Origin of the sequence: Aeromonas sp. 600724, assembly GCF_049175135.1 — a bacterium.
Lineage (GTDB): Bacteria > Pseudomonadota > Gammaproteobacteria > Enterobacterales > Aeromonadaceae > Aeromonas > Aeromonas veronii_A.
In genome coordinates, this window is sequence record NZ_JAAKUM010000001.1 from 357,311 (window position 1) to 374,541 (window position 17,231).

Below are 17,231 nucleotides of genomic sequence, written 5' to 3' on the forward strand. Positions count from 1 at the left end.
GTGTGGAAACAATTGCGCTACCTCTCAGAAAAGGGTTTGCCTGACGGGATAGCGGGGTCGATAATCATGTTTAAATTCAAATAAATCCAACGTGAGTCACACGCCAATGAGCCCATATGCCAGTCCCAATGACCATCGGCAATACCATTTTCTGGAGCTGGCCAACCGGCTCAGGGTCTTGTTGATTTGTGATCCCGACACCGACAAATCCGCCGCCTCGCTGGCGGTCAATACCGGCCATTTTGACGATCCCGCCGACCGGCAGGGAATGGCCCATTTCCTGGAGCACATGCTGTTTCTCGGCACCTGCACCTACCCCAAACCTGGTGAGTACCAGCAATTTATGAGCCGTCATGGCGGCAGCAACAACGCCTGGACCGGCACCGAGTTCACCAACTTCTTCTTCGAGATCGACAACGGCTTCTTCGAAGCGGGGCTGGATCGCTTCTCCCAGTTCTTTATCTGCCCCACCTTTGATCCGGAGTGGGTGGACAAGGAGCGCAACGCGGTCGACTCCGAGTATCGCCTCAAACTGCAGGACGACATGCGCCGCAGCTATCAGGTGCATAAAGAGACGGTCAACCCGGCGCACCCCTTCTCCAAGTTCTCGGTGGGCAACCTCGATACCCTGGCCGATCTGCCGGGACGGGATCTGCGCTCCGACCTTATCCGTTTTTACGAAAGCCACTACAGCGCGGATCGCATGGCACTGGTGATGATCTCGCCGGAATCCATCGATACCCAGTTGCAGTGGTGCTGTCGCTACTTTGCTCCCATTTTGAATCGCAATTTGGGAACCCCGACCCTCACCATGCCGCTCTACCGGCTCGACGATCTCGGCGTGCGCATCCACATCAATCCGGTCAAGGAGACCCGCAAGCTGTCGCTCTGCTTCCCCCTGCCCAATGTGGACGAGTTTTACGACAAAAAGCCCCTCACCTTCCTGAGCCATCTGATCGGTTATGAGGGGGATGGCAGCCTGCTCTCCCTGCTCAAGGCGAAAGGCTGGGTCAACCAGCTCTCGGCGGGCGGTGGCATAAGCGGCGCCAACTTCAAGGATTTTGGCGTCAACTTCGGCCTCACCCCTCTGGGCCTTGAACATGTGGATGACATCCTCGCCGCCCTGTTTGGCTATCTGAAACTGATTGGCCGCGAAGGGCTGCAGAGCTGGCGCTATGACGAAAAACGGACCGTACTCGAATCGGCGTTCCGTTTTCAGGAGCGCGGCCGCCCCCTCGATACGGTGTCGGGGCTGGTGCTCAACCTCTTTAGCTACAAACCTGAGGATCTGCTCTACGGCGACTACATGATGCGCGAATATGACGAGGGGCTGATCCGCCGCCTCCTCGTCAAGCTCACCCCGCATAACCTGCGCATCACCATCACTGCGCCGGAAGTGGCAACCGATCGGCTGGCCCGCTGGTATCAGACCCCCTACAGCGTGGCGACCATTACCGAGGCCGAGAAAATTCGCTGGCAGCAGAGCGAACCGGATCCGGCGCTGGCGCTGCCCAAGCCCAACCCCTTTATCAGCAGCCGACTCGATCCGCGCACACCCGAGCTTGCCGCCGATATGCCCGCCTGTCTTATCGATCGTCCCGGTTTTCGCCTCTGGCACCTCCATGAGCACCTGTTCAGCGTGCCCAAGGGCAATCTCTACATCTCCATCGACAGCGAACATGCGGTCAAAAATCCGCGCAATATCGCCATGGCGCGCCTCGCCGTGGAGCTGTTGGCAGACCACCTCAACGCCCTCACCTATCCGGCGGAGCTGGCGGGGCTGGGCTACCAGATCTATGCCCATCAGGGGGGCTTTACCATCAACCTGAGCGGTTTTGCCGACAAGCAGCCGCTGTTGCTCGACATGATCCTCGGCAACCGCACGCTGGGGTATCCGGATCCGGGCCGCTTCGCCGAGATCAAAGAGCAGCTCATCCGCAACTGGGACAACCAGTCCAAGGCGCGCCCCATCTCCCAGCTCTTTAACCAGCTCACCAGTTTGCTGCAACCGAACAACCCGCCGTTCGAGCAGTTGCTGCGCCACCTGCGCACCGTCGAGCTGGAGGAGATGCCCGGCTTCGTGGCCCAGCTGTTTGGCGAGGTGCATGTCGAGGCATTGGTGCATGGCGACTGGACTGCCGCCGAAGCGCTGGAGCTGGCCGCCCTGATGGAGCGCCACCTGAGCGATATCAATGGCACCAGCAGCAAGCCGAGCGGCGAGACCCGTCGTCCGCTCATCTCCATTCAGGACAGGGGCACCCTTATTCGCGAGCAGGGTTGCGATCACGAAGACTCGGCACTGCTGGTCTACTACCAGTCCCGTACCACCCGGGCGCGGGATCTCGCCTGCTTTACCCTGGCGAACCACATCATGTCCTCTACTTTCTTCCACGAGCTGCGCACCCGCCAGCAACTGGGGTATGTGGTGGGTGCCGGCAACCTGCCCCTCAATCGCCATCCGGGGCTGATCTTCTATATCCAGTCGCCGGTGGCGGGGCCGCAGATCCTGCTCGATGCGGTGGAGGAGTTTATCGACCTCTTCCCGCTGGCCATGCTCGAATTTACCGAGCAGCAGTGGCAAGAGAGCAAGGCGGGGCTGCAAGCCCAGCTGAGCGAGCGGGATGCCAACCTGCGCAGTCGCGGCCAGCGGTTGTGGGTCAGTATTGGCAACAAGGACCTGGGGTTCGATCAGCGGGAACGGGTCTGCGATGAGGTGGGCAAGTTGAGCCGCGCCGATCTGGTGCGCTTTATCACCCAGCTGCGCTCGCGCACCTCCGATCGGCTGATCCTCTGCAGCTATGGTCAGGGGCACGAACATGACGAGCGGATCACCGGCCAGTTTATCGATGATCCACGGGCATTTCGGCTCAATGCCGCCACCTTCGAGGCCTGATCAGGCCTCGCACGCCCCCGTTTTTCCATTCCCACGGCAAATCACAGGCAATAAAAAGCCGACCCATCAGGGTCGGCTGGAAAAACCATAACAATTGCGACCAAAGCCGCCAAAAGTGAACATGAGCGTGAAAATCAGACACTGAGTTGCTGATCAGCAAGCGGGAAAGACCCGATACTCGCTTTGCAATGCCAACAGTGATTGAGAAACAGCCTCATATTAGGCACTCCCCCCGCCAGTCACGTTGATCTACGTCAAAGGAGGTAGCGAAGAGCGCATAGCCCGATGATTTGTCGGCGCAGATCACCCTTTGCTCGCCCGTTAGCTGCCCGTTAACCCCGGCGAACCAGCCGGTAGGCTACCTCATCGAAGTAGGAGAGCTGACCCGACAGCACCCGCGGGTGATCCACTTCGGCGGCGCGCCCCAGCACCTCGATGCGAAAGTCCCGTTCGAACAGGGCTCGCACCTCCATCTCCCCCACCGAGAAGGGGGGCTGACTCTGCTGTTCAGGCTGATATTCAAGGGTCACCAGCAGGATCTGGCCACCGGTCTCGACCAGCGAACTGATCAGGGCTGCATACTGGCGGCGCATCGCGGTCGGCAGGGCGATCAGCGCCGCGCGGTCATAGACCAGCCGGTAACGGCGACCCAGACTGGGAGCGGCGAAAAAATCTCCCTGAAAAATGCGCAGGCTGTCCACTTGATGGCACTGATAAGGGCCCACTTCGCTCACGGTCGCGGCGAGCTGGTTTTCACTGAAGAACTGGCTGACGGCAAGGCTCGATAGCTCGAAACCGTCGACCGGATGGCCCTGAGCGCTCAGCCAGAGCATGTCGCGGGACTTGCCACACAGGGGAACCAGCACCGGCTCGTCCGCTTGCTGGGCTGACCACCAGGATTGCAGCCAGTGGTTGAAGTCCGCCTGATGAAAGCCAATCCGGTTCTCTTCCCAACGCTGATGCCAAAACGCAGCTTCCATCGTTATTACCCTTCTGTACTAAAGATGCCTCAATATCACAACTTAACCGGCACCGCGCAACCCTCTGCCCTCCCCTTTTTGCCGCGCAGCCTCTGCGTGTTATCGAGCGAATGATGGGACATCCCCTTGCCGTGCGCCTCGCAGTCGCAATGAGCGCTATTGGGTACGTTTATAACGGGCAGAGGTATACCAACCCATGCAAAAACGCCATTGGTGTATGGCGATGAATGAATAAAAAGAATGACGTTGGCAGGCCAACTCGTGCCCGCCAACGCCAGAAAGATCACGACAGTGTGGCGCGAGCGGCCGCCAGCTGGCGCTCGATATAAGCAAAATCGGGGCGTTCGGCGGGGAGTTCCGAGAGACAGGCCGCTTTGAGCTGATGCAACCCATCAAGCGGTGAGTCTTGCGTATCGCAATGGGCCAGCAGCTCCTCCAGCAGGCAACCAAAGGCGCGTACCTCCAGTCGTTCAAGGCCCAGCGCCCGCTCGCAGTCGCTGCGGCCATATAAGGAAGCGGCACCAAAATCCCCCAGCAAGGCGCGAGCCGGGGCGTCAGACCCACGGGCAAACAGAATATTGTGGCCGTAGAGATCCCCGTGCATGATGCCCGCGCGGTGCAGATGGCCTGCCACCGAGGCGATGCCGTGGGCCATCGCCAGCGCATCCGGCACACTCAGATGCAGCCCCTCGGAATAGACATCCCGGGTGCAGGAGTCCAGGCTCGGCGGCCCGGCCAGATTGGCAAAGGCCGGATCGATCAGCTCCATTACCAGCGCCGGAATGCCGGAGGGGTGATCCGCCACCTTGCCTATCACCTTGATAAGGTTGGGATGGCTGCCCGCCGCCAGCGATGCCGCCATCTCGCAGCGGGGCAGCCCGTCGCTGGTCACCGCCCCCTTGAACAGCTTGACCGCCACCTGATTGCCATCGCCTCTATCGCTCGCCTGAGTCACTGCATCAGCAGGATTACCCACAAGGGTGGCGCGATGGATAACGCCGGATGCTCCCTGCCCCAGCAACTCGCCCAGCGCCAGCGTCTCCCAGGCAAGGGGAGCGACATGGGTATCATCGATGGCCCGCGCCTCCGCCCCTTCGCTAAAGGGGTTGCCGGAGTAGGCAAGCCATGAAAGGCGCGGCAGCGAGAGCAGCCACTCGGGGAAGCGTTCGATGCGGTTGGCGGCGATGCGCAGCAGCTCCAGCTTGCGGCAATTGGCAAGGCTGGCGGGCAACTCGCGCAGGCGGTTGCCCGCCAGCATCAGCTTTTGCAGGGCGTCGCACTGGCCCAGCTCATCGGGCAGCTGCTCAATTGCGTTATCGGTCAGGATCAGCCAGCGCAAACCGGCGGGCAGCGCCTTGGCCGAGACGGTAGCAATCCGGTTGGCCTTAAAACCCACCATGGTGAGCGCCGGACAGCGCCCCAGCACCTCGGGCAGCTCGGTAAAGCGGTTCTCGGAGCAGAAGATGATGCGCAGTTTGCCAAACTCGGCCAGCTCGTCGGGGAGCGTGCTTAGCTGGTTGCCGGTCAAATCCAGCACCTCCAGCGTCTCTTTCAGGCTCAAAATCTCGGTGGGGAACTCCGTCAGGTTTTCACAAAGCTTCAGATGGCGGGCACCGCACAGTTCACCCGCACGCAGCTGTTCCAGAGTATGCATAACCGTTTCTCAATCCTGATAATCTGCCTGATGACGTAGCCAGCCATCAGAGCGCGCCGAACCGGGGTCCGGCGGTTTTAAAGGGGGGCATTATAAAGAATCAGGGGGGCAGATCACCCCTTGTAGCTTGAAAGTATGCGGCTTATACGATCGCCAAGACAGCGGCATCTATTGCACGTTGGCAGCGCTTTGCTCGCGGCCAGCTTGCAATGCCGCTGTAGCATGACCTGAATGCACAGCGTAATGAATCCTTATTTCCGTCCGCTCCCCAGCGATTGAATAAATGCCAGCGTACGACGATTAAACTGCTCCGGCTGCTCCACATTGCAGACATGACCGCACTGCTCGATTACCGCCAGCGAGGAGCTGGCATCGCGGGCCACCTGTTCGCGCGCTGGCGCCAGAAACATATGATCCTCCTCCCCCATCACATAAAGAGTGGGAATGGGCAGGGAGCGTTCGCGGAAATAGCGCATCAGCGGGTTAACCTCGGTGGCGAGGCGGAACCAGCGTTTGAACTCTTTCTGGCAGAGCTTGCGGGCTTCGCGCACAAAGAGGTTGCGCGACTCCTGATGGTGCTGGCGCGGCATGATGATGAAGGCAAACAGCCGGTAGAGCCACATATAGGGCAGAAAGTGCTGGCCGAGTCGGCCCAGTTGCACCAGCACCCGCGAGCGGATATCGAGCCGCAAAATGGCGCCCCCCAGTACCATGCTCTTGACCCGCTCCGGGCAGAGCTCGGCCAGATGGCGAATAAGGATGGTGCCAAGGGAGATGCCGACAAAGTGGGCGCGGCGGATATCGAGATGATCGAGCAGCCGAACGATATCTTCGGTCACTTCCCGAAAGCTGTAGTGGCCCTTGACCACCTGTTGCAGCTGGTGGGACTGGCCGTGGCCGCGCAAGTCCAGCAGCAGTACGTTGAAGTGCTCGCGATAGGCGCGCAGCTGCTTGAACCAGATGGAGGAGCTGCCACCGGCGCCGTGGACAAACACCACCCAATCCCGCTCGGGACCCAGTTCGAAAGTCTTGTGATACAACATCCAATAGGCTCCCTTGGTGATGGGGGGTATACTCGGCTGCGCGCATATTAACAGAACAGGCCCGCCGATAGATATGCGCCTGACATGACCCGGATCACCCCTTGCGCGAGAACTTTCCATGGATTTGACCCGTTTGCGCCACTTTCTGCTCTCCCTGCCGGGCGCCACCGAAGATACCCCGTTTGGTCCGGAGATCCTGGTCTACCGCATCGCGGGCAAGATGTTCGCGCTGGTGGATTGGCAGGCCGAGCCGCTCACCATCAATCTCAAATGCGAGCCCGAGCTGGCGTTGCTGCTACGCGAGATCCACCCCGAGGTCAAACCGGGCTGGCATATGAACAAGCAACACTGGAACACAGTGACCCTGAACAGCACCTTGCCAGATGATCTGTGGCAGGGCTGGGTGCACCACTCCTATGAGCGGGTTGTCGCGGGTCTGCCCAAAGCCAAACGGCCACAGGCGCCGCGCCCCCTCTCCCCTACTGACGGCCCAACCTTATGACCCCAGCACTTAGTCCAGCACTTTGTATTGTCCCCCTTGGCGAGGCACATATCCCCGCCCTCGTGACCCTGTTTGAGCAGGCGGTGCGACGCTGCGGCCCCGAACACTACAGCGCCGAGCAGGTGGAGCAGTGGGCCCTCGGTTCACAACATCCGGGCTTTGTCAGCCAGCTGCGCGAGCACCACGGCTGGGTGGCGGAGCAGGCAAATGTGCCCCTCGGTTTTGTCACCCTGAGCCCCGATGGCCACCTCAGTCTGCTCTATGTCAGCGCCGACCATCAGCGCCAGGGACTGGGCAATCTGCTGCTCACCACGGCGCTCGCGGGGGCCAGAGGGCTCGGTATGACCCTCATCACCACCGAGGCCAGCGCCTTCAGTTATGAGCTATTTTTACGACATGGCTTTACGTTGACCGGGCTGGAGTGCGTGGAGCGGGGCGGAGTCAGTTTTACTCGCCATCGCCTGCACTGCTGCTTGCCAAGCTAGGGCAAGCCACTAAAATACGCTTAATTTTCGTATTGTTACTGTATTGAGGCAGCAACCATGGTGGTAGAAAGTGAAGGCTATATCTCGCTGATCGAGTATCTGGTGGAGAGTTTGGGATTGTTTGAATCCCAGCAACAGAACGATGGTGAAGAGACCATCGAAGATCTGGTCAGTGGCCGTGTTGCCAGCAACCTGATGGCCATTTGCGAGCAAAACCCCCAGCTCGATCCCAAGGTGCGTTTCGCCATCATGCAGGAGGCCGACGCCGTGGTCGCCGATCTGGAAGAGGTGCTCTCTGCCGTCTGGCTGCGCGCCCCGACCCCGGAACAGAAAACCTTCCTCATCGAGTTTATCGATCTCATCAAGAACCTGTTCGACAGCGCCATCGGCTGATCTGCCGTCCGGTTTTCCCGCCCAACGCAAGATTTCAAAGCAGCAGATAAGGAAAAGGGCCGCCTTGGTGGGCAGCCCTGCTTGCTATCATTTTCAACCCGCCAGTGCGTTCATTCATCAGGCGGTTATCAAGGCAAGAAATGTGTCTGGACTTTGCATCCGATCCCTGGACGCTACCTAGTTAGTCCCGACTGGTCGCAATAAGTTCCCTCCTCCGACCATTTATTTTCACTTTTATTAAGAAATCGACTACAAACCTGTTCAGCGGTTCAGGCTGGGAGGTAAACAGACTCCAATGCCACCCAATCCGCAGTAACCATCCGGATTTTTCTCCAGATATTGCTGATGGTAATCCTCGGCGTAGTAGAAGGGCGCCAGCGGCAGAATGCGGGTGGTAATGGCACGACTGTCGCCGCTTGCCGCCATCGCCTGCTGGTAGGCCGCCATGCTCTGCTGGGCAATGATCTGCTGACTCTCGTCGCCATAGAAGATCACCGAGCGATACTGGGTGCCAATGTCCCCGCCCTGACGCATCCCCTGCGCCGGATCGTGCTGCTCCCAGAACAGTCTGAGCAGGTCGCCGTAGCTGATCACCGCCGGATCAAACACCACCTGCACCGTTTCGGCATGACCGGTCAGCCCGCTGCACACCTCTTTGTAGGTGGGATTCTGGGTCACGCCGCCCTGATAACCGGCCGCGGTGGAGTAGACGCCCGGTTGCTGCCAGAACAGGCGCTCCACGCCCCAGAAACAGCCCATGCCAAACCAGGCGATCTCCATGTTCTCGGGCCAAGGCCCCTGGGTCGGGTTGCCATTCACCGCATGCTGCTGACCAATCACCATCGCTTCGCGTCGTCCCGGCAGGGCATCTGCCGGTGAAATAATCTGTTCCATGAATTCTGTCCTTGTATAAAACCCTGTGAAATCACACAGCTGACGAAAAGGAGCATCGAAGATAGCAGTTTATCGCGCCGGATCAACCGGAGGGCCCCTCCCCGCTCGCCCCGGCGGCCGTCTGCGCTTCGAACCATCCTTTCCCGATCCGCACGGCCAAGCCGCCCCGCGTAGACCAGAAACGGCCAAAATCAATATTTAGTCTTGATTTGTGAATTAATTTTCATATATTGAGCCAATCGCTGTTTTTTTATGGAAGAAATATCAAGTGCGTGAACGCGAACCCAGTCTGGTCAATGCCTTCCGGCAATCCACCCCCTATGTCAATGTGCATCGGGGTGCCACCTTTGTGCTGATGATGGGGGGAGAAGCCATCTGCCACCCCAACTTCGCCAATATCGTCAGCGATATCGCCCTGCTGCAAACACTGGGCATACGCCTGGTGCTGGTGTTTGGTTCACGTCCGCAAAACGATGAAGCGCTGGCCCGCGCCGGTATCGAGGCCCAGTATCACAAGCGGATCCGGGTCACCGATGACGAGAGCTTCACCATCATCAAACAGGTGTGTGGTGGCCTGCAATATGACATCACAGCCCAGCTCTCCATGGGACTCGCCAACACACCCATGCAGGGGGCGCGGATCAGCGTGGTGAGCGGCAACTTCGTCACTGCCCAGCCGCTGGGGGTGGATGATGGCATCGACTTTTGCCACAGCGGCCGGGTGCGCCGCATCGACGTGGAGGGGATCACCCGCCAGCTTGACCAGAAGAGTCTGGTGCTCATCTCCCCCATCGGCTGCTCGGTCACCGGCGAGAGCTTTAACCTGAGCTCCGAAGAGGTGGCCCGCCGGGTGGCGGTCGACCTCAAGGCGGACAAGCTCATCTGCTTTAGCAGCACCCAGGGGGTGATGGACAGACGCGGCGAAGCCATCTCCGAGCTCTTCCCCGAGCAGGCCGAAGAGCTGCTGGTGGAGCTGGAGCAGGCGGGCGAAGAGATGTCCGGCACCGCCCGCTACCTGCGTGCAGCGATCGCCTCCTGCCGTGGCGGGGTGCCCCGCTCCCATCTGGTCAGCTATCAGGATGATGGCGCCATGCTGCAGGAGCTGTTCAGCCGCGACGGTCTCGGCACCCAGATAGTGCGGGAAAGCGCCGAGCAGGCCCGCGCCGCCACCATCGAGGATATCGGCGGCATTCTGGATCTGATCCGCCCGCTGGAAGAGGAAGGCATTCTGGTGCGCCGCTCCCGCGAGCAGCTGGAGATGGAGATCGACAAGTTCACCATCATCGAGCGCGATGGCCTCATCATCGGCTGCGCGGCCCTCTACTGCTTTATGGAAGAGGCGATGGCGGAGATGGCCTGCGTCGCCATCCACCCCGATTATCGCAACTCCAACCGGGGGGATCAGCTGGTGGCCAAGGTGGCCGAGCGGGCCAAGCGGCTCGGGATCCGTCGCCTGTTCGTGCTTACCACCCGCTCCATCCACTGGTTCCGGGAGCGGGGCTTCGATCCGCTGGAAGTGGAAGATCTGCCGGTGGCGCGCCAGCGTCTCTACAACTGGCAGCGCCGTTCCAAGGTTTTGTCAAAGACCATTGCCTAAGCCATTGATTCTGTGTTGAGTTAGCCGACAATTTGAACTTTTTCACAAACTCGATTGACAGTGCAATCCAACGCAGGGTATTTCTAAATGCACTCCACCGCCCTGGTGGAGCCAGAAGAGGAGCGCTGCCCAGGCAGCCCAAGGGAGGACGCCAGCGTCCGGTGAACTTGGGTCAGGGGGAGCAGCGCCGAGACGAGTGAGGAGACTGGTGACCTCAACGTCGGCTGCGGGGGCTGAATCCCCCGGGTTGTCATCGGTAGTGATCATCCCCCACCGCGCCCTGTCAGGGGCGGTACGGGATGGGCTCTGCAGGTGGAGTGCTTCTGGCCGGGATAGCTTCGTTCATTCCTGCCATTTTCAGCCTCCTCCTCTCTTTTTTGCCCGATGGAACCGGAATCTTAAAATAAGACAGGAGTAAGCAATGAGCCCGATCAATGTCGCCAAGTTTGGCGGAACCAGTGTCGCCAACTTCCCGGCCATGAATCACTGCGCCGACATCGTGCTGGCCAATCCCGCCACCCGGGTGGTGGTACTGAGCGCCAGTGCCGGTGTCACCAACCTGCTGGTCGCTCTGGCACAAGGGGAGCTGGACGAGGCGGGCCGCGACGAGCAGCTGGCCAAACTGGCCGGGATCCAGCAGGCCATTCTGGCCGATCTCGGCAACCCCGTTGATGTGAGCGCCCTCATTCATGGCCAGCTGGACGAAATTCGCCTCATGGCCCAGCAAGCCCACCAGCATACCGATGCGGAGCTGGCCGACCGCCTCATCGCCTGCGGCGAGCTGATGTCTACCCGCCTCTTTACCGAGCTGCTGCGCCAGCGCGGCGTCAAGGCCCACTGGCAGGATGTGCGCCAGCTAATGCGCACCGACAGCCGCTTTGGCAAGGCCACCGTCGATCTGGCCACCACCCGAACCCTCTGCCAGCAGACGCTGGGCCCGCAGCTTGGCGACAGCCTCATCATCACCCAGGGCTTTATCGGCGCCGATGGCGATGGCCGCACCACCACGCTGGGGCGCGGCGGCTCTGACTACAGCGCAGCCCTGCTCGCCGAAGCACTCGATGCCGCCAGTATCGAGATCTGGACCGATGTGCCCGGCATCTACACCACGGATCCGCGCCTCGTCACCCGCGCCCGCCCCATTCCCGAAATCAGCTTTGTCGAAGCGGCCGAGATGGCCACTTTCGGCGCCAAGGTGCTGCACCCCGCCACATTGCAACCGGCGGTGCGCCAGAATATTCCGGTGTTTGTCGGCTCCGCCAGGGATCCTGCCGCCGGTGGTACCTGGATCCGCGCCAGCACAGATTCAAGCCCGCTGTTTCGCGCCGTCGCCCTGCGCCGCCAGCAGGTGCTGGTGACCCTGCACAGCCTCAACATGTTCCACGCCTACGGTTTTCTGGCCGAAGTGTTCGGCATTCTGGCCCGTCACCGCATCTCGGTCGATCTCATCACCACATCGGAGGTGAGCGTGTCATTGACCCTGGATCACACCGGCAGCCAGAGTAACGGCGAGCCGATCCTGAGCGACAAGGTACTGGCCGAGCTGGGCCAGCTTTGCAAGGTGGAGGTGGAAACCGGTCTGGCACTGGTGGCGCTCATCGGCAACCGGATGAGCGAAGTGAACGGGGTGGGCAGTCAGGTCTTCGACGCCCTGCGCGAGCACAACATCCGGATGATCTGCTACGGCGCCAGCGCCCACAACCTCTGCTTTCTGGTCAAGGAGAGCGAGGCGGGCAATATCGTCAACCGCCTCCATCAGGAGCTGCTGGACTGACCCTCAACCGAGGAAATTCCGGCCATGCAACAGGGCGCCTACAAGGCGCCCTGTTCATTTTTATTCCGCAGATGTGTTGGCTCAGGCAAGGCTGGTGGCAGGCAGCTGGCAGGCCACGGCTTCGCGGCGCAGCTGCTGCAAGCGGGCCAGCAGCCCGGTCTGGCCGAGCTCCGTCTCCTGAGGCGAGAGATTGTCCACCAGCAGCGGATAGTGATCCGTCACCGCCTGCATCAACCAGTCGAGGCGACGCAGGGTGAGCGGGCCGCAGCTCTGGCCGCTCAGATCATCGGCCACATCGAGCCGGTGGCTGCGATACATGTCCCGCCACCAGTTGGCGACCAGCGCCTCGTCGCTCGCCAGCGCGGCGCTCCACTCCCCTTGCAGGGCGTGCAGGCGGGCCAGCACGGGCGCGCTGGCCCCTTCACGGATCAGGTGGTGGATCTCCCGTTTCACCCATTTCAGACAAAGCTCGCGCCAGTAGCGAAATTGCGGTAAAGGATCGGCCTCATCGAGCCAGAGTCCAGATAGGGTACGGGTCTCCAACCGCTCCGGTACATGGAACTGCGGATCGACCAGACCGTTGGAGTTGTATTCAAAGCGGGGATCGAAGGTCCACATATAGCCAAAGTCGAACACGCAGATCTGCTCGCCGTCATCGAGCAGGTTGCCCGGACTCGGGTCCCAGTCAAACCAGCCCCAGCGGGCCAGCTCACCCTGCACCTCCAGCATCTGGGCCAGATTGCGTTCGTTGAGCTGATGGACCGGCACACCCCGCAACCAGGGGGAGACCAGCACCCCGGCGCGCGCCGAGCCAAAGCTGGTGCAGACCACGTGGGAGAGGACAGTAGGATGCAGCTCGCGCAGCGCCTCGATTTCGCGCCGCCGCTCCAGCTCGGTCAGAAAGGCGGTCTTGCCATCGAGGTTGGCCACCAGTGAATCCTGACGGCGCCGCTTGAGGCACCAGTGATGCCCATCCACCTTGAGGTGAAACACCTCGGCGGTGAGACCGTGGCGATAGACCTTGACCACAGCCGGATGGCTATCCTTCAGCTTGACCAGTTGGGCCAGCGGCAGCGGGCAGTCGCGCTCGCGTCCGATCCGGATCTCTTCCTTGCTCTCCAGCATGCGCAGCAATCTGGCCTGACGTGCCATCACTTTGGGATTCATACATGTACCTCCAGTCGCTATCGAGAGACTAAACAGCAGATCCCTCCCAAGCCAGTGGCAAAACCCCATGATGACGCTTTCATCACATATTCCGAACAACCCCTCGATCGGGATCACAATTTGCAAGGTTGAGCTGTAACCAAATATTCATTAAGTGGTCATTAAATTGACAAGCTGAAACAAGGCCCGCACCATCGGGTCAAACTCTATGCGGATGAACGATCTCTCCCTCACTCGCTCAAAGGATGAGCTTATATGAATCGCCCCTCCTCAGGCCGCCCCCGCGTTCTGAGCCTGCCCTCTGGGCTGCTTGCCCTGCTGGGCGGATTGCTGCTGCTGACCCTGTTGTTGCCGCTGATCAATCCCGGTAGCTGGCTGGGCCGTGCCCAACCGCTGGTGCTGGGCCCCGCCGACAATCCGCTGGCCACCCTCACCCGCCACGCCCTGCTCTATAAAAGCGACAGCCGCGGCCTCTATCTGGTGGTGCGCAGCCAGTGGCTGTTGCGGGGGCCGCTGCAAGCGGGGGACAAGGTGCGAGTGGAGCTGCTCAACGACAAGGGGGAGCGGATCGACCAGCTCAGTCAATCGGTGGATAAGCGTCAGGTGTGCCGCAATAACCGCTGCTCGCTGGATCTCAACAGCACCTTGCGCGCACCGGACGATGCACTGGCCAGCCGTTATCAGCTGCGCATCGGTCTGCTGCTCAAGGATCGCCCCGAGAGCGGTGATTTCAGCCAGATCCTGCAAACCCTGCCGGAGCAGGGCTTCAACCTCACCTATCTGGTGGTGAGCCTGACCCTAGTGCTGGCCCTGAGCGCCGCCGTGCTCAAAACGGTGCTGCCAAAGCTGCGCCGCAGCCTGCGCTGGCGGATCATCGGCAGCCTGCTGCTCGGCAACCTCACCTTCGTGCTGCTGCACGGCTTCGTGGTGTTCAAGCTGGGGGAGTTTCTGCTCTGGTCAGGCTTTCGGCCGGAGCACTACTATCTGGCCTGGGGCAGCATGGTGCTGGGCTGGAGCCTCTGCGCGCTGGCGGGCTTCAACCTCTATATGGGGCTGGTCTTTACCGCGCTGTCAGGCATAGGTCTGCTGGCCAACTTTATGAAGATCGCCATCTACGGCGTGCCGCTCGGCGGGGACGATTTTGGCAACCTGCTGGCGCTGCTGCGGATCCTGCTCGACCAGCACCCCATCCTGCCCATCTTCACCGTGTTGCTGGCACTGTTTCTCTGCTGGCGCTTTGCCCTGTCGCGCTGGGTGCTGCGCACCGCAGCCGCCACCGTCGCCTTCTTTGCCCTCTGTGTCTTTGCCACCCAGACCGGCAACAAGTTGCTGGGGGCCAACATTCGTTACGTGGACCGCGCAGTCAACTACCACAGGGACATCATCCGCTCCGGCCCCGGCCTCTATCTGTTCAATCTGGTGGACGAGATGCTGCAAAGCGGCAGCGTGTTTCGCTACCCCTTGCAGATCAACGAGCTGACCCCGCAGTTGAGCCATCCGCCCCAGGGCATAGCGCCGCGCTGGGATCTGGTGATCGTGCTGCAATATGAATCGCTCTGGCTCGACTGGAAGGGGCGGATCTGCGCACCGGCTCCCACCCTCTCCCTGCCCGCCAGCGTGCAGCAGTGGCAAAAGACCATCCACTCCCCCACCACCGGCGGCATGACGGTGCTGGCGGAGTTCGAGATGAACACCGGCTTGCCGGTGGGATTGCTCAAGCAGGGCGTAGTGCCCTACTACTACCTCTCGCAGCAGGTGCCGGGGCTAGCCCAGAGCGCCAGACAGAGCGGCTATAAGACCCTGTTCGCCCACCCTTATGTGGAAAAATTCTGGGGCCGCGCCAAGGCGATCCCGGCGCTCGGCTATGAGGAGCGCTGGTTCGACACCCGCTTCACCACCCTTGAGCACAAGGGGCTCTATATCTCAGATGATGCGCTGATCGACCACCTGCTCAAGCGCAGCGAACAGGATGACAAACCGCTGTTTGCCTATGCGGTCACCATGCAGGGGCACGGCCCCTTCGATGGCCCCCGCTATCAGGGGCAGGAGCGCAGCGGCGCCTGTCCGAACCAGAGCGAGAGCGACACCCAGTTACTCAACACCTATTACACAGGGGTGGTGGATGCCATGGCCTCGCTGGAGCGACTGCTCAAGACCCTAGACCAGTCGGACAAGCGCTATCTGGTGGTGGCCTTTGGCGATCACCAGCCGTTTTTGATGTCTGCCGGCAAGGGGATTCACGGTGACAAGCCGGCGCGCGATGCCACCTACCAGATCCCCATGATGGCCTTCACCCGCGCCGATGACCCCCTCAATCTGGCGACCCAGTTTGCGCCGGTGCGCCAGCTCTACCAGATGGGTCAGGCCACCCGCCAGCTGCTGGCGGGGGATATCACCCCCATCGAAGAGAAGCCCCTGCTCCATCCGGTGCTGGGTGAAGAGAAGGGATTCGACCCCTCGAGCCTGGTGCCGCAGATCCGCGCCAGCTTCCGGCCCGATGCCCTGCCCTGAGCCTTAAGCCCCGCAACACGAATAGATGAGGCCGCAATAGCGGCCTCTGGTTATCACTTTCTCTTTGTCACTGCGACTGCGAAATCCGGTCTTTAGCGGGCGTTACGGGTTGCAACGGCATCCGCCAGGTTGCGTAGCAGCACTTCGGTATCGGCCCAACCTATGCAGGCATCTGTGATGCTCTGGCCGACGGTGAGTTCACACCCTTCCACCAGATCCTGACGGCCTTCCACCAGATGGCTCTCCACCATCACACCAAACACCGCCTTGCTGCCGGCACGCAGTTGGCCGGCCACATCCTCGGCCACCAGCATCTGGTTCTTGAACTGCTTGCTGCTGTTGGCATGACTAAAGTCGATCATCACCTTCTGGGGCAGACCGGCCTTCTCCAGCCCCTTCACCACCTCGTCCACGTGGGCGGCGCTGTAGTTCGGCTCACGACCACCACGCAGAATGATGTGACAGTCCGGGTTGCCGCGGGTCGCCACGATGGCGGAGTGACCGTATTTGGTGACCGAAAGGAAGTGGTGCGGCGCACTGGCGGCACCGATGGCATCGATGGCAACCTTGATGGTGCCGTCAGTGCCGTTCTTGAAGCCCACCGGACAGGAGAGACCGGAGGCCAGCTCGCGGTGTACCTGGGATTCGGTAGTACGGGCACCGATCGCGCCCCAGCTCATCAGATCCGCCACATATTGCGGGGTGATCATGTCGAGGAACTCGGAGGCAGTCGGCAGCCCCATGTCGTTGAGATCCAGCAACAGCTTGCGACCAATGCGCAGACCGTCGTTGATCTTGCAGCTGTTATCGAGGTACGGATCGTTGATCAGCCCCTTCCAGCCCACTGTGGTGCGCGGTTTTTCGAAGTAGACCCGCATCACGATCTCCAGCTGACCTTTCAGCTCGTCGCGCAGCGCCTTGAGGCGCTTGCCATACTCCAGCGCGGCAACCGGATCATGGATGGAGCAAGGACCAATCACCACCAGCAGACGATCATCTTCGCCGGCCAGGATATTGTGAATGGCCTGACGGGATTCAAAAACGGTGGACGAGGCCACCTCGGTAGCCGGAAACTTCTCAAGCACCGCAACCGGGGGTAATAACTCTTTGATTTCACTGATACGAACGTCGTCGGTTTGATGCTGCATGACAAGGCTTCCTGCTAGATGACTGCGATTAGGAAATCTCAACATAGCCCGCGACAGCCCATGTGTAAATAGGAAATTACAGCAATCACAAAACTATTTTGCGGAGCAATCTTGCAAGTTATTGAAATGATGATAGGCGAAATGGAAGTGCGGATGAGGAAGGCAAAAAAGCCCGCTCAGCGCGGGCCCG

13 protein-coding genes and 1 riboswitch are annotated in these 17,231 nt (G+C 60.6%); of the genes, 7 read left to right on the forward strand and 6 right to left on the reverse strand.

What is annotated here, in order from left to right:
* Positions 1-106: 106 nt before the first annotated feature.
* Positions 107-2,893 carry an insulinase family protein gene (locus G5168_RS01565; RefSeq protein WP_421251755.1) on the forward strand — a complete coding sequence of 929 codons (2,787 nt, stop codon included), beginning with the start codon at positions 107-109 and terminating at the stop codon, positions 2,891-2,893.
* A 332-nt stretch (positions 2,894-3,225) separates the two neighbouring features.
* On the opposite strand, the gene G5168_RS01570 is transcribed toward G5168_RS01565, so the two are convergent.
* The 3 genes from G5168_RS01570 to G5168_RS01580 form a co-directional block, all read right to left on the reverse strand.
* Positions 3,226-3,873: a thiopurine S-methyltransferase gene (locus G5168_RS01570; protein ID WP_005337003.1), complete on the reverse strand. Its 648-nt coding sequence runs from the start codon at positions 3,871-3,873 to the stop codon at positions 3,226-3,228.
* 283 nt (positions 3,874-4,156) lie between these two features.
* Positions 4,157-5,527, reverse strand: a complete 1,371-nt coding sequence (locus G5168_RS01575; protein ID WP_227340696.1) for a leucine-rich repeat-containing protein kinase family protein — start codon at positions 5,525-5,527, stop codon at positions 4,157-4,159.
* A 251-nt stretch (positions 5,528-5,778) separates the two neighbouring features.
* The gene (locus G5168_RS01580) at positions 5,779-6,570 is read right to left on the reverse strand and encodes an alpha/beta fold hydrolase (protein ID WP_227340697.1); all 792 of its coding nucleotides are present in this window, start codon (positions 6,568-6,570) and stop codon (positions 5,779-5,781) included.
* A 118-nt stretch (positions 6,571-6,688) separates the two neighbouring features.
* Here G5168_RS01580 and G5168_RS01585 point away from each other — a divergent pair, with 118 nt between their 5' ends.
* Genes G5168_RS01585 through G5168_RS01595 form a run of 3 tightly spaced genes read left to right on the forward strand, consistent with a single transcriptional unit; the run spans position 6,689 to position 7,950 of the window.
* A complete protein-coding gene (locus tag G5168_RS01585; RefSeq protein ID WP_100645628.1) occupies positions 6,689-7,072 on the forward strand; it encodes an MmcQ/YjbR family DNA-binding protein in 384 nt (127 codons plus the stop codon).
* Positions 7,069-7,557 (forward strand): GNAT family N-acetyltransferase, encoded by a 489-nt coding sequence (locus G5168_RS01590; protein WP_100645627.1) that lies wholly within the window; start codon positions 7,069-7,071, stop codon positions 7,555-7,557. Before G5168_RS01585 ends, G5168_RS01590 begins: the two co-directional genes overlap by 4 nt.
* Before the next feature lie 57 nt (positions 7,558-7,614).
* The gene (locus G5168_RS01595; RefSeq protein WP_005333735.1) at positions 7,615-7,950 is read left to right on the forward strand and encodes a DUF3802 family protein; all 336 of its coding nucleotides are present in this window, start codon (positions 7,615-7,617) and stop codon (positions 7,948-7,950) included.
* A 261-nt stretch (positions 7,951-8,211) separates the two neighbouring features.
* Here the strand turns inward: G5168_RS01595 and msrA are convergent, their stop codons facing one another.
* Complete coding sequence (gene msrA, locus G5168_RS01600) at positions 8,212-8,844, reverse strand: peptide-methionine (S)-S-oxide reductase MsrA (RefSeq protein WP_005352745.1); 633 nt, start codon at positions 8,842-8,844, stop codon at positions 8,212-8,214.
* Positions 8,845-9,112: 268 nt separating this feature from the next.
* On the opposite strand from msrA, the gene argA reads away from it, so the two are divergent.
* Positions 9,113-10,441 carry an amino-acid N-acetyltransferase gene (gene argA / locus G5168_RS01605; RefSeq protein WP_005345063.1) on the forward strand — a complete coding sequence of 443 codons (1,329 nt, stop codon included), beginning with the start codon at positions 9,113-9,115 and terminating at the stop codon, positions 10,439-10,441.
* Positions 10,442-10,548: 107 nt separating this feature from the next.
* A riboswitch (Lysine riboswitch) is annotated at positions 10,549-10,772 on the forward strand.
* A 90-nt stretch (positions 10,773-10,862) separates the two neighbouring features.
* Complete coding sequence (gene lysC, locus G5168_RS01610) at positions 10,863-12,215, forward strand: lysine-sensitive aspartokinase 3 (RefSeq protein ID WP_421230748.1); 1,353 nt, start codon at positions 10,863-10,865, stop codon at positions 12,213-12,215.
* A gap of 81 nt (positions 12,216-12,296) precedes the next feature.
* Here the strand turns inward: lysC and G5168_RS01615 are convergent, their stop codons facing one another.
* Positions 12,297-13,382: a hypothetical protein gene (locus G5168_RS01615; protein WP_421251756.1), complete on the reverse strand. Its 1,086-nt coding sequence runs from the start codon at positions 13,380-13,382 to the stop codon at positions 12,297-12,299.
* A gap of 255 nt (positions 13,383-13,637) precedes the next feature.
* Here G5168_RS01615 and G5168_RS01620 point away from each other — a divergent pair, with 255 nt between their 5' ends.
* Positions 13,638-15,893 carry an LTA synthase family protein gene (locus G5168_RS01620; RefSeq protein WP_421172176.1) on the forward strand — a complete coding sequence of 752 codons (2,256 nt, stop codon included), beginning with the start codon at positions 13,638-13,640 and terminating at the stop codon, positions 15,891-15,893.
* A gap of 92 nt (positions 15,894-15,985) precedes the next feature.
* Here G5168_RS01620 and aroG read toward each other — a convergent pair whose 3' ends face one another.
* Positions 15,986-17,041: a 3-deoxy-7-phosphoheptulonate synthase AroG gene (aroG, locus tag G5168_RS01625; RefSeq protein WP_144713523.1), complete on the reverse strand. Its 1,056-nt coding sequence runs from the start codon at positions 17,039-17,041 to the stop codon at positions 15,986-15,988.
* Positions 17,042-17,231 lie beyond the last annotated feature (190 nt).